The sequence below is a fragment of the Bacteroidales bacterium genome, from assembly GCA_016709865.1.
Lineage (GTDB): Bacteria > Bacteroidota > Bacteroidia > Bacteroidales > VadinHA17 > LD21.
This window is the reverse complement of the sequence record JADJLX010000001.1, coordinates 393,303-406,908: the sequence shown is the minus strand read 5'-3', so window position 1 is coordinate 406,908 and position 13,606 is coordinate 393,303. Positions and strand designations below refer to the sequence as shown.

Here is a 13,606-nt window from a genome sequence, read left to right as displayed (position 1 = left end):
CATGGAAGATAGCATAAACATCAGAAAAGACCTGATTTCCGTTCCCGATAAAGAGTTTGAAAAACAGCTTCGGCCATTAAGCTTCAGCGACTTCAAGGGACAAAAACAGGTAATGGAGAACCTTGTTGTCTTCGTTACTGCTGCTAAACAAAGAGGCGAATCTCTCGATCACGTTCTGCTTCATGGTCCTCCCGGACTGGGTAAAACCACTCTGGCGACAATAATTGCAAATGAGCTTCAGGTAAACCTGCGGGTCACCTCCGGACCGGTACTTGATAAGCCGGGCGATCTGGCCGGACTACTTACAAATCTTCAGGAAGGGGATGTACTTTTTATAGATGAGATCCACAGGCTGAGCCCTGTAGTGGAAGAATACCTCTATTCTGCAATGGAAGATTTCCAGATCGATATAATGATCGACAAGGGACCAAGTGCAAGAAGTGTACAGCTTACACTTAATAACTTTACTCTTATAGGGGCAACAACCCGTTCAGGACTGCTAACCAGTCCTCTTAGAGCCCGGTTTGGAATTAAGTTTCACCTCGAATACTACGATCACGAAATACTTACAGGCATTGTTAAACGTTCTGCCGGTATCCTGAATGTTAAAATAGATGATGAGGCAGCCGTGGAGATAGCCAGAAGGAGCCGCGGAACACCGAGAATAGCCAACTCACTTCTAAGGAGGGTAAGGGATTTTGCCCAGGTAAAAGGCTCAGGTGTAATAGATATAGCCATAACAAGATATGGCCTTAAAGCTCTTAATATTGACCAGCACGGACTCGATGAAATGGACAACAGGATCCTTTCTGTCATTATAGATAAATTCAGCGGAGGCCCGGTGGGGCTGACCACTATTGCAACTGCCGTGGGAGAAGAGAGCGGCACTATCGAAGAAGTATACGAGCCATTCCTTATAAAAGAGGGATACTTAAAAAGAACGCCCCGCGGCCGCGAAGCAACTGAACACGCTTATAAACATCTTGGAAAACAGTTCGGAAATATAACTTCAGGAACTTTGTTCTAAAGTATAGTCATTACTTTTTTTTGCAAATCTTTAAATAATGGTGGTAAAATGCAAATCATTGTTTGTTAAGGACTTTCCCTTCCCTTATTTTTAAGGGAAGGGGTTAGGGGAAGGGTTAAAAAAGCTAATTGAAAACATTACTTATCTTCTCAAGACCCTTCTTATTCAGGATCCTGATCTTTCTCCCGTTCAATTCAACCATTTTATCAGATTTGAATTCAGAGAGTAACCTGATTACAGATTCAGTTGCTGTACCAACAATATTGGCAAGCTCTTCCCGTGTAAGAGATATATTGAGATACTGTTCATCATCCAGACCAAACTCATGAACCAGAAGCAGGAGTATTTCTGCAAGTCTTTCCCTGACTGTTTTCTGGGCAATATCTGTTATAAATGAGTTCGCTTCACCAAGTTCATGACAGGCGAGTCTTAATAATTCAAGGGAAAATGTTGAATTGGATTTAATAAACTGAATTAGTATTTCTGACGGAATAAAGCAGACATGACAATCTTCAATGACCTTGGCAGATGTGCAGGCCAGTTCATTACTTAAGACACTTCTGTAAGCAATAATATCTCCGGGCTTTGCAAACCTGATTATTTGCTCTTTACCATCAAAACCTGTTTTAAATACTTTTATTATTCCGCTGTTTATACAAAAGAAACCGCTGATGCGGTTACCCTCCTGGTAGAGGATATCTCCGCGTTTATACTGACGGAAATCTTTCTCAAAATTGAGAATTTCAATTTCGTCGGGAGTCAGATATTTGAAAATTGACCCCGATTCAAGCGAACATTTATCACAAAGGGGAATATGAATATCCTGCTGTTTCATTTGTTTTATTAATTACAATGCAAAGATTAACAATACCTTTCATATTATTGTTCAATATTCTTAAAATGCTGTTTTGAACTGATCAAGGAACCTTACATCATTCTCAAAATAGAGGCGAAGGTCATTAACTGAATACTTTAACATAGTAAGTCTTTCAATTCCCATTCCAAATGCAAAACCTGTATATTTTTTACTGTCAATGTCGCAGGCTTCAAGTACATTGGGATGAACCATCCCGCAGCCAAGTACTTCAAGCCACCCTGTATATTTGCACACATTGCAGCCTTTTCCTCCGCAAATTTTGCAGCTGACATCCATCTCAGCAGAAGGTTCAGTAAACGGAAAATACGATGGTCTCAGCCTGATCTCAGTCTCCTGACCGAACATCTCACGAGCAAAAAACAGCAGGGTCTGCTTTAGATCAGCAAACGATACATTTTCATCAATATACAGTCCCTCAACCTGGTGAAAAATACAGTGTGCCCTGGCTGAAATGGCTTCATTGCGGAATACTCTTCCCGGAGAAATGGTACGAATTGGCGGTTTCTGACCCTGCATAACCCTCACCTGTACAGATGAAGTATGTGTGCGTAATAAAATATCCCCGGGATTTGAATCCTCAGAGGAGATCCTGTTGATATAAAAAGTATCCTGCATATCCCTTGCAGGATGCTCCGGGGCAAAATTCAATTTTGTAAAAACATGATCATCATCTTCAATCTCAGGTCCTTCAGATACCGTAAATCCTATTCGGGAGAAGATGTTGATTATTTCATTCCTCACAATAGAGATCGGATGACGCGAACCGCTGTTATAAGGAAAAGCTGGTCTGGTAAGGTCAGTTCCTTCTGATACATCATCGGTGGATGATAGTTCTGTTTTAAGGTTATTATACTTTTCCTGTGCAGTCTGTTTCAGAATATTGAGCCTCTGCCCTACTTCCCTCTTCTCCGGTCCCGGAACATTTTTAAAATCCTCAAAAAGATCTGAAAGCAGTCCTTTCTTGCTGAGATATTTAAGTCTGTATGACTCAAGTTCGTCAGGTGTGTTAATCTTCAGGTTTGAGATCTCATTCAGGAGATCGGATATCTTTTGGAGCATTACTTTAATATTTAAACTTGATAGTACTAGTTCTTTACAATTTTGATCTTAATGATTTTAACATCAGTTATTGGCTTGTCTGCAGCATCGGTTTGCACACCGGCAATTTTGTCAACTACTTCAAGCCCTTCAATTACTTCTCCGAATACTGTATAGGTAGCGTCGAGACGGGGCGTACCTCCCAGAGTTTTATATACAGAACGTTGTTCTTCCGGAATTTTATAATCTTTATTGGTAGTGAGAAATTCAAACATTTTAACCGAAGCAATTTCCTGAATTTCTCCTTCTGTTACAATTTTTCCTGCCGATTTAAGGCTGTCTGATGTTGCCCTTAACAGTCTGTTGAATAGTCCCTGTTTAATATTATTATTAATTCTTTGTTCGGCAGCATTAAGTTCATCATCAGTGAATTTTACACCCTGAACAATATAAAACTGAGTACCGGAGGATCTCATTTCAGGATTTACATCGTTGCCTTCTCTTGCTGCAGCAAGTGCCCCTTTTTTATGAAAATACTGTGTTGTGAATTCTGCCGGAATACTATATTCCTTGAGAGAATCAGGTAGTGCCGTAGAATTGGCTGGTCTTGTTTCCGGATCACCTGCCTGTATCATAAAATCTTTAATTACCCTGTGAAAAGAAATTCCTTCATATACACCGCTGTTTATCAGCTTTATGAAATTGTCACGGTGAATAGGTGTTCCGTCATATAGCCTTATTTTAATGTTCCCAAGGGTTGTCTGCATAACGAACACAGTGTTTTCATTACTGCCCCCTGGCGCATTGCATGATAGAAGAAAAGCTAGTATACTGAAGAGTATTGTTTTCTTAAATAATCTGTTCATGAAATTAATATTTTGGTTAATAACGTTCTGCAAATGTGAATGCAAAGATATTTAACTTTGCCCGATACACGAAAATATTGGTTTTCAAATTGCAATATTTTAACCAAAACAAGTTATGAGATTAGAGGATTAACCCTTTAGCGGTATATTTGTCAGCAAAATTAAGAGGTGAAGGAAGTCAGGAAACTAGCGGGTCAGACTGTAATTTATGGAATGGGTACCATTGTGCCCAGGTTCCTGCATTATGCTGTCTTAACACCATTTTATACCCGTATTTTTATTGAAAAGAGTGATTATGGAATAGTCACTGAACTTTATGCCTGGATGGTACTTCTCCTGGTCATTCTTACATACGGAATGGAGACTGGTTTTTTCAGGTTTGTTCAGAAGAAGGAGGAAGCTGATAAGGTCTATAGTACTTCATTGATAAGTCTTTTTATAACATCAGCTTTGTTTGTTGTTCTTGTTAACGTTTTTATTGTACCGGTCTCTGCTGCAATGAATTATAGTAATAATCATGACTATATCAGAATGTTTGCAGCTATTCTTGCAGTTGACGCTTTTACTGCAATACCATTTGCAAGATTAAGGAAGGAAAACAGACCGATTCTTTTTAGTGCAATTAAGATTATAAACGTATTTGTTACTCTTGGTCTTGTAATTTTTCTGCTAAAAATAGCTCCGGGAATTTATGAGAGAAGTACCGGCTGGTTTAGAACTGTATATAATCCTGATTATAAAGTCGGTTATATTTTCGTGGCAAACCTTATTTCAAGCCTCACCACCCTCCTGATGCTAACTCCATATATATTCAGGATTAAGTTTGTATTTGATACTGCTATTTGGAAGAAGATGATTTTATATTCATTTCCTCTTCTGCTGGCAGGAGTGAGCGGCTCGATAAACGATGCTCTTGATAAAGTTCTTCTGCGAAGGCTGATTGGAGGAGATGAAGGATTGTCTGTTGTCGGAGAATATGGCGCTGCTTACAAAATTGCAGTACTTATGGCTTTGTTTATTCAGATGTTCCGGTTCGCTGCAGAACCCTTTTTCTTTGAGAGAGCCAGACATACAGATGCGAAAGAAACTTATGCTTTCGTGATGAAATACTTTATTATAATAATGCTGATAGTTTATCTCGGTATTAATTTGTATATATCAGGTATACAGTATATTGTGGGAAGAAACTATCGTGATGCAATGAATATTGTACCGATAATCAGTATGGCATATTTGTTTTATGGTATATATATAAATCATAGCATCTGGTATAAACTTACCGACATGACCCGTTTTGCTGTTTATATAACACTCATTGGTGCAGTAATAACTGTAGCAATGAATGTACTGCTTATTCCAAAGTTTGGATATATGGCTTCAGCATGGGCACATATTGGTTCTTATGGGACAATGATTATTATGTCTTTTGTATTTGCTGAAAAAAGGTACAAGGTAAATTACAATATGGCTGGCTTTATTCCGTATTTCATTATTGCGGTAGGGATGGTTCTTTTCAGTTGCTTTTTTAATTATCCCAATCTTATTACAGAACTTTCAGTAAATACGGTTTTGTTATTGTTTTTTATTGCGTTTGCTGAATATAAGGACAAAGTATTAACGATATTCTTTAGAAGGCAGAAGGTGTGAATATGAAAAGGTTACTATTATATATCGTACTGATTGCAACAGTTCTCATACCTGGTACTTCCTGTAGCAGGAAGATTTTACCTGTTGATGTTTCCGGGAAAAAGTATGATGAGGCCGCATTTAATTTTGTTTTTGTGGAAGCCTTAAAGCAGAAATTGCTGGGTAACGGAGGAGACGCATTAAAATATCTTGAACAATGCGTCAAGATTAATCCGGAAAGTGATGCCGCTTATTATCAGATGGCTCAGATAGTAGTTGCCGGAGGCGACCTGACAAACGGTAAAAAGTATGCCTTAAAAGCTATTAATATTGATGATAAGAATCTATGGTATCTTATGATGATGGCAGGGATGTATTATCAGGAGAAGAAGATAGATAGTGCTATAATTTATTATGAAAAGGCAGTTAAAACATTCCCGGATAATGATAAACTGCAACTGACACTGGGCAACCTGTATTCGGAGAACAATAATTTTGATAAGGCTATTTCTATTTTCGACAGTTTTGATGAAAAGTACGGTGTAAATGATGCATCAACTATTTCAGCTATAAGAAACCTTATGTCATCAGGCAGGTTTGATGAAGCATTGGTAAAGGCCAGAAAAATGCTTGAACAGAAGCCCGATGAATTGCTTTATAACGGACTTCTTGCTGAGATTTACAGAGGCAAAGGTGACAAAAAAGAGGCTCTGGATGTTTACAACAGTCTGATAGAGCGAAACCCGGATAATGCAGCCACACAATTGTCACTATGTGATTTTCTGATCACGGAGAAAAGCTATGATGAGTTGTTCGTTTTTCTGAGTACTGTAATTCTTAATGCTAATGTGGTCAAAGAAGATAAAATTTCCCTGCTGGCACGTATTGTGGAACTGCCCGATCTTAATAATGATCAACAGGGTAAGCTGATGTTATCTTTAATGATACTGGAAGCAAATTATAAGGATGATGATATAATACCGTTGTTACGTCCGGAGTTGCTTATTAGTCAGGAAAGACTTAATGAAGCCGCAACCCGCCTCGAAGAAATCATTAAAGTAAGAAAAGAGAATTATTATGCCTGGGAGAAGCTTCTGCTTGTCTATTTACAATTAAATGATTATGAGAAACTAACACGCAGGGGAGAGGAATGTGCATCTTTGTTTAATATGTCATTTCTGGCTAAAATTCTATACGCAACAGGGGCTATCGAAACAAAAAAATATGAGATTGCTCTTGAAGAGTTAAGAAAGGCTGAAATTCTGGCGGGGGATAACAATGAATACCTTTTGCAGGTGCTCACGCTCAGGGCAGACCTGTATTATAAAATGAAAGATTATACTAAATCGTTCGCTGTATTTGATCAGGCCATTGGTATGAATAGTGAGGACCTTACAATACTGAATAACTATGCATATTATCTGGCTGAGCAGAATTTAAAGCTTAAGGAAGCTGAAGAAATGGCAAGGAGAGTGATCGAAAAAGAGAGTACAAACAATACTTTTCTTGATACATATGCCTGGGTCCTTTATAAGCGTGGAAAGCTGAAAGAAGCAGCTAGGATTATGGAGACTATTATTGGCAGCGGTGATAAGCCAAGTGCAGAATGGTATGAGCATTATGGTTATATTTTGAAGAAGCAAGATAAATGTAAAGATGCTGTTCTAAACTGGAATATTGCAATAAAGCTCGATGCTGGAAAGAATGATTTGAATAATGAAATAGCGAATTGTATAAAGTAATATTCATATTATCAGTCGTATTTGTCTCAACCGGTTGTTCTGTATTTCAAAAGGCAGAAAGATCGGATTTCAAAGTTTCAGGAGAAACAAACTGGAAAGCAATTGAAAAATTAGTTGTAAATCAAAACCTTACAGCACATAATTTTTTTATTAATAAAGCACGGATTGATGTTGTCACGAATGGTGCAAAAGAGAGCTTTCTGGCCACAATTAAGTTTATATATCCAGATACATTTCTTATTAGCTTAAGAAGTAAAACAGGAATAGAAGCTGCACGAATTTATTTTACCAACGACACAATTCTTATTAATGACAGGATTAACAGAAAACTATTTTTCGGGAGACCGGGTAACGCGGGAAGAAAGTATGGAATTGTACCGGAAATACTGCCTGTTATGCTGGGAGATTTTATAGATAAAAACGGCAATCAGCTTGATAATGAATGCATTAAGGGAGAGACAGTTATTAATACCGCAATAGCAGGAAATAAGATCAGATATGTAATTGATTGTAAAAATGCAAAGGTTATTGCTGTTTCAAGGGAAAGCAGTAATAGCAATAATCCTGCAGTAATTAAATTTGGAAAGTTTCTCAGTGTGGCGGGTATTTTCTTTCCTTCAATTATCAATATTGATTATTCAGAGATGAATGTTAACATTAGGATTGATAAGATGGAATATCCCTGGAATGGCAATATTGAATTTATTCATGGAAATAACTATGAACTTGTAGAACTGTTATGAAGCATTTTAGGCTGATTCTTTTTTTGACACTCATCTCAACAGGTCTTTCTGGTCAGACAAAGGCTGAATTGGAATCTACGAGAAAGAAAACTCTTGAAGAGATTGCCTACGTCGATAATCTCCTTCAGACTACTGCCAGGGAGAAAAGTGAAAGCATGAATGCTGTTAAGATTATTGGTAGTAAAGTTATACTTCGTGAATCAGTAATTAGCGGCATGCGGCAGGAGATTTCCCTGGTGAATGAAAGAATTTCCTTAAACACCCTTGCTATCGAAATGATGGAGAAGGATCTAATAGCTTTGAAAGAGGATTATGCCAGAGCGGTTACTAATTCATACAGACAGAAAAAAGGAAATCCTGATCTGGTTTACATACTTTCTGCCAGGGATTTTAATCAGGGATATAAACGCTTAAAATATTTACAGCAGGTTACAAAGTTCAGAAGAAGGGAATCGGAAATAATCCTGGAACTGAAATCACAAATAGAAAGTTCAAAACTTAAGTTGCAAAACGACCTTTACAGGTTATCAGATCTGAAGTCAAAGGAAGAACAACAGAAGTCTTTGCTGTTAAGTGAGCAGCAGAAGAAGCAGAGAATGGTAAAATCTTTATCAAATAGGGAAAAGCAGCTAAGAAAAGATCTGGATGAAAAGAAAAGAATAGCTCAAAAAATAGAAAAGGAAATAGCCAGATTAATTGAGGAAGAAAGAAAAAAAGCAGTTAAGACGGATATCACACCTGAGCAAAAGCTGATAGGTGAGAATTTTGCTGAAAATAAAGGGCGCTTGCCATGGCCGGTAGAAAAAGGAATCATTACAAGTTCTTTCGGAGTACATCAAAATGCTGTATTAAAGAATGTTACAGAAGAAAATATAGGAATAGAAATAACTAGTTCAGGAAAAACATCAGCAAGGTCTGTTTTCCAGGGCGAAGTTGCGAGAATTTTTGCGATCACAGGAGCTAACATGACGGTAATTATCCGTCATGGCAAATATTATTCGGTTTATACAAATCTGGTAAATGTAAAGGTTAAAACTGGTGACAAAGTTGCAACAAAGCAGGAGATAGGAGATGTATATGCTGATCCGGGAAACAGTAATAATGCTATACTTAAGTTCATGATAGTAGAAACAAAGTATCAGGATCCTGAAAGCTGGATTGCAAAAAAATAGCACCTATTTTGTAACAATTAGAACTTTATTCAGTATAAAGGAGTGCATAAACAGGAGTATGTATAAAAAGTTGAAATTGGAATCAAAGCTGGGAAGCCTTAGAATTGTTGAAAAAGCAATTGATGAGGTAACTTCTGACCTCGGGATTTCTCAGGAGAACTATGGCAAAATACTTGTTTCTACACTTGAAGGTGTTAACAATGCAATTCTTCATGGAAACCAGTCTGATCCTATGAAAATGGTACATGTTGAAATTGCGTTTGTAAAAAATCAATTAAAGATTAAAATCTCCGACGAGGGAAAAGGATTCATACCGGAAAATGTACCGGATCCGACAATACCGGAAAACAGGGAAGAACTTAACGGACGTGGTGTTTTTCTTATGTCCAGGCTTGCAGATAAAATAAAGTTTAGTAAAAAGGGCAGTACCGTTACAATGATATTTATAAACATTGTCTCTTGAGCATAAAGATTTATTACGACAATACTGGTTTCAGAATTAGAAACTGGCGAAAAGTTACAAGGATACTGCATGAGGTCATCGCGAAAGAAGGAAAAATTTCAGGTGACCTTAATTTTATTGTAACGAACGATGAAGATCTTAGAAAAATTAATGTTCAGTTTCTTGAACATGATTATTACACAGATGTTATAACATTTAACTATAATGAAGATCAACTGATAAACGGAGAGGTTTATATAAGTCTTGATTCAGTTAAAGAGAATGCCATGAACTATAATGTTAGTTTGAATGAAGAGATAAAGAGGGTGATAATACATGGAGTGCTTCACCTGATTGGATATGATGATAAGACTGAAGATTTGAGGGAAGAAATGAGAAGTCAGGAAGATTTCTGGTTGGAAATGTTGAGAAGTAAGTATAATGGATTATAAATACGATATTATTGTTGTTGGCGGTGGACATGCCGGTTGTGAGGCTGCTCATGCGGCAGCTGTGATGGGGGCAAGGACGCTGCTTATAACTATGGACATGACTAAACTTGCACAGATGTCATGTAATCCTGCTATGGGCGGAATAGCAAAGGGCCAGATTGTACGGGAAATTGATGCGTTGGGGGGGATGAGCGGATTGGTAACCGACCGCAGCATGATCCAGTTCAGAATGCTGAACCGGTCAAAAGGTCCTGCTATGTGGAGTCCTAGAGCACAATGCGACCGACAGAAATTTACTGTCGAATGGAGAAGGGTTCTGGAACAGACAGAAAATCTGGGTATCTGGCAGGAGCAGGCTAAAAAGCTGATTATAGAAGATGATAAAGTCATTGGGGTTGAAACATCGTTTGGGACGAAGTTTTATGCTTCAGCTGTGATCCTTACTAATGGCACATTCCTGAACGGATTGATGCATATTGGTTTTTCAAAGATTAAAGGAGGAAGATCCGGGGATCAGGAATCGACAGGTTTAAGCGAGCAACTGGAGCAATTAGGTTTTACTGTCGAGAGAATGAAAACTGGAACCAGTGCCAGGATTGATGGAAGAAGTGTTGATTTTTCTGTTATGACTGAGCAAAAAGGAGATGAAGAAGGAAGAACATTTTCATATCTTGATGATGAGAGCAAAATTCCCGAGCAGCGAAGTTGTTTCCTGACTCATACTAATGAAGAGGTACATGATGAATTAAGGAAAGGATTGGAATTTAGTCCTCTTTTCACGGGAAGGATAAAAGGACGTGGTCCAAGATATTGTCCAAGCGTGGAAGACAAAATTGTTACGTTTAAAGATAAAACCTCACATCAGTTGTTCATAGAACCGGAAGGTCTTGATACTATAGAATATTATATTAATGGATTTTCCAGCAGCCTTCCTCTCGAAGTACAGCTGAAAGCGCTGAGAAAAGTAAAGGGGATGGAAAAAGTTGAGATGTTCAGGCCGGGATATGCCATCGAGTATGACTTCTTTCAGCCAACTCAGTTGAAGCACACACTCGAAACAAAAAGGATCTCAAATCTATATTTCGCCGGACAAATAAACGGAACTACCGGTTATGAAGAGGCCGCAGCTCAGGGTATAATGGCAGGCATAAATTCAGTATTAAAATTAAGAAATAAGGAACCGTTTGTACTTGGAAGGGAAGAATCATATATTGGAGTACTTATTGACGATCTTGTTACGAAAGGTGTTGATGAACCATACAGAATGTTTACATCAAGAGCAGAATACAGGATTTTGCTGAGACAGGACAATGCGGATGAAAGATTAACAAGAAAGGCGTTTGAACTTGGAACTGCTTCAGCTGAAAGGGTTGAACGGCTGAATGAAAAGGAAGAAATGATATCAGAGATCATTGAGTTCTTAAATACAACAAGTGTAAGTCCGCATGATGTTAATGATTTTTTGAATAGTGTTGAAACAAACACTATTTCTCAAAAAGTAAAAGCAGTTAATCTTGCTGCTCGTCCGCAGATACAAATAGGTTCTTTGCTAAAGGTTTTGGAAGGAGGAACAGAACTTAAAGCATACAGATCGAAGAGGTTTCAGGAGATTGCAGAATCGGCTGAGATAAAGATCAAGTATGAGGGCTATATAGTTAGAGAAAAAATTGTAGCAGATAAAATTAAAAGACTCGAAGATTTGAAAATTCCGGATGATCTAGACTATACAGAGCTTGTTTCAATTTCTACAGAAGGCAGGCAAAAGCTTAAGAAGATAAAGCCTGCAAATATTGGACAGGCAGGAAGGATCAGTGGAGTTTCACCATCTGATGTCAATATTTTATTAATGTATCTCGGTCGATAAAATGTTCCACGTGGAACAATATTTTATAAAATCAAAAATATTATTTTATGAAAATCCAGGGAATGCTGGTTGATATTCATTTAAGGAATATTTATCCGGCAATTTTAGATGTGTCAGGAGGAATAATAAATAGTATTACCAGGACCGAAAGTGCACCCTCAGTTTATATTTTACCGGGACTGATAGATTCTCATATACATATTGAAAGCTCAATGATCACTCCCGGTGCATTTGCAGTAGCAGCGGTAAGGCATGGGACAACAAGCGTTGTTTCAGATCCGCATGAGATCGCAAACGTTCTTGGAATTGATGGGGTAAAGTTTATGATTGAGGATGGTAAGAAGGTCCCACTCAAGTTCAACTTCGGAGCACCATCTTGTGTGCCAGCTACAGAATTTGAGAGGAGTGGAGCATCTTTACATAGTAAGGAAATTGAAGCCTTGCTTGAACTTGATGAGATAAAATATTTATCTGAAATGATGAATTTTCCGGGAGTTATTTACGGAGATCCTGAAGTGAAGGAGAAGCTTGAAATTGCAAAGCGCATGGGGAAGCCGGTTGATGGACATGCTCCTGGCCTGACAGGTGATAATCTGAAAAAATATATTTCAGCAGGAATTTCCACCGATCACGAATGCAGCAGCATGGATGAAGCGATGGAGAAAATATCTTTAGGAATGAAGGTTCTGATCAGGGAAGGAAGCGCCGCAAGAAACCTTAATTCTTTGAAAGATCTTTTTAATAGAAGACCTGAAATGATTATGTTATGCAGTGATGACCTTCATCCGGAAATGCTGCGGGAAAGACACATAAATAAGATCATTGCAAAGCTCATATTATCCGGGTATAATGCATACGATGTAATAAGAAGTGCTACTATAAATCCTGTTCTGCATTATAAGATTAAAGGAGGCTTGCTGAGAGAGGGAGACCCTGCAGACATTGTAATTGTTGACTCACTGGAAACAATGAATGTGCTCGAAACCTGGATCGATGGTGTATTGGTTTTCGGCAGTGGTGAGGTTCAATTCTCATATAACTCGGGAAAGGCAGTTAATAAGTTTAATTGTTCGGAACCAAGAGTAGAAGATATTTGCATTAAAAACAACGGAGGCATGATCCGCGTGATAGAGGCATTTGAAGGGGAACTTCTTACAAAAGAGATAAGAATTAAGCCTGATGTTTCTGATTTTATCGGGAGCAATGTTTCAGATGATATACTTAAAATTGTTGTAAAAGACAGGTATAACGATGGTATACCTTCTGTAGGATTTATTAAAGGATTTGGTTTGAAAAGGGGCGCATTCGCCAGCTCAATCGCTCATGATAGTCATAATATTATTGCTGTAGGAACGAATGATGAAGATATCGTTAGTGCAATTAATCAGATTGTTTCTGTAAAAGGCGGACTGGCTGTTTCCTGCGGGGGAATAACTGACTCGCTTACCCTGAACATTGGCGGCATCATGACTACCAGATCGTGCGATGAGGTGGCAGATGATTATGAAAGACTGAATAAGCTTGCCGGCGAATACGGATGCACAATGAAAGCCCCTTTTATGACACTCTCATTCATGGCCCTGCTTGTAATTCCGGAATTAAAGATTGGAGATAGAGGACTATTCGACGGAAAGAAATTTGAGCTGGTTGATTTATTTGTATAGCTATTATTGCCAAACCCCTCTGCCGCTGCGCGGCATCTCCCCTGGGAGGGGAGAAAATTCCTGCAATTAATTGAAATACAATTACATTCAGAG

General features: G+C 38.2%; 12 protein-coding genes. 9 read left to right on the top strand and 3 right to left on the bottom strand.

Annotation, left to right across the window (positions count from 1 at the left end; all coding sequences use genetic code 11):
- Window position 1: 1 nt before the first annotated feature.
- Complete coding sequence (gene ruvB / locus IPJ16_01870) at window positions 2–1,027, top strand: Holliday junction branch migration DNA helicase RuvB (protein MBK7625944.1); 1,026 nt, start codon at window positions 2–4, stop codon at window positions 1,025–1,027.
- A 124-nt stretch (window positions 1,028–1,151) separates the two neighbouring features.
- On the opposite strand, the gene IPJ16_01865 is transcribed toward ruvB, so the two are convergent.
- The 3 genes from IPJ16_01865 to IPJ16_01855 are packed head-to-tail and all read right to left on the bottom strand — an operon-like array spanning window position 1,152 to window position 3,808.
- Window positions 1,152–1,862, bottom strand: coding sequence for a Crp/Fnr family transcriptional regulator (locus tag IPJ16_01865; protein ID MBK7625943.1), 711 nt, complete (start codon window positions 1,860–1,862; stop codon window positions 1,152–1,154).
- 60 nt (window positions 1,863–1,922) lie between these two features.
- Window positions 1,923–2,963 (bottom strand): phenylalanine--tRNA ligase subunit alpha, encoded by a 1,041-nt coding sequence (gene pheS / locus IPJ16_01860; GenBank protein MBK7625942.1) that lies wholly within the window; start codon window positions 2,961–2,963, stop codon window positions 1,923–1,925.
- A 26-nt stretch (window positions 2,964–2,989) separates the two neighbouring features.
- Window positions 2,990–3,808: a peptidylprolyl isomerase gene (locus IPJ16_01855; protein ID MBK7625941.1), complete on the bottom strand. Its 819-nt coding sequence runs from the start codon at window positions 3,806–3,808 to the stop codon at window positions 2,990–2,992.
- A 168-nt stretch (window positions 3,809–3,976) separates the two neighbouring features.
- Here IPJ16_01855 and IPJ16_01850 point away from each other — a divergent pair, with 168 nt between their 5' ends.
- The 8 genes from IPJ16_01850 to ade all read left to right on the top strand — a co-directional run bounded on the left by IPJ16_01850 (window position 3,977) and on the right by ade (window position 13,513).
- On the top strand, window positions 3,977–5,455 hold the full coding sequence (locus IPJ16_01850) for an oligosaccharide flippase family protein (protein MBK7625940.1): 1,479 nt from the start codon (window positions 3,977–3,979) through the stop codon (window positions 5,453–5,455).
- 2 nt (window positions 5,456–5,457) lie between these two features.
- Window positions 5,458–7,176, top strand: coding sequence for a tetratricopeptide repeat protein (locus tag IPJ16_01845; protein ID MBK7625939.1), 1,719 nt, complete (start codon window positions 5,458–5,460; stop codon window positions 7,174–7,176).
- The gene (locus tag IPJ16_01840) at window positions 7,164–7,919 is read left to right on the top strand and encodes a DUF4292 domain-containing protein (GenBank protein ID MBK7625938.1); all 756 of its coding nucleotides are present in this window, start codon (window positions 7,164–7,166) and stop codon (window positions 7,917–7,919) included. The genes IPJ16_01845 and IPJ16_01840 overlap by 13 nt, the downstream gene beginning before the upstream one ends.
- Window positions 7,916–9,091 (top strand): peptidoglycan DD-metalloendopeptidase family protein, encoded by a 1,176-nt coding sequence (locus IPJ16_01835; GenBank protein ID MBK7625937.1) that lies wholly within the window; start codon window positions 7,916–7,918, stop codon window positions 9,089–9,091. Before IPJ16_01840 ends, IPJ16_01835 begins: the two co-directional genes overlap by 4 nt.
- A 76-nt stretch (window positions 9,092–9,167) precedes the next feature.
- On the top strand, window positions 9,168–9,554 hold the full coding sequence (locus tag IPJ16_01830; protein ID MBK7625936.1) for an ATP-binding protein: 387 nt from the start codon (window positions 9,168–9,170) through the stop codon (window positions 9,552–9,554).
- Window positions 9,551–9,985, top strand: a complete 435-nt coding sequence (gene ybeY / locus IPJ16_01825; GenBank protein MBK7625935.1) for an rRNA maturation RNase YbeY — start codon at window positions 9,551–9,553, stop codon at window positions 9,983–9,985. The genes IPJ16_01830 and ybeY overlap by 4 nt, the downstream gene beginning before the upstream one ends.
- Window positions 9,975–11,849 (top strand): tRNA uridine-5-carboxymethylaminomethyl(34) synthesis enzyme MnmG, encoded by a 1,875-nt coding sequence (gene mnmG / locus IPJ16_01820; protein ID MBK7625934.1) that lies wholly within the window; start codon window positions 9,975–9,977, stop codon window positions 11,847–11,849. Before ybeY ends, mnmG begins: the two co-directional genes overlap by 11 nt.
- Window positions 11,850–11,896: 47 nt before the next feature.
- Window positions 11,897–13,513 carry an adenine deaminase gene (ade, locus tag IPJ16_01815; GenBank protein ID MBK7625933.1) on the top strand — a complete coding sequence of 539 codons (1,617 nt, stop codon included), beginning with the start codon at window positions 11,897–11,899 and terminating at the stop codon, window positions 13,511–13,513.
- The last annotated feature ends 93 nt before the right edge of the window (window positions 13,514–13,606 follow it).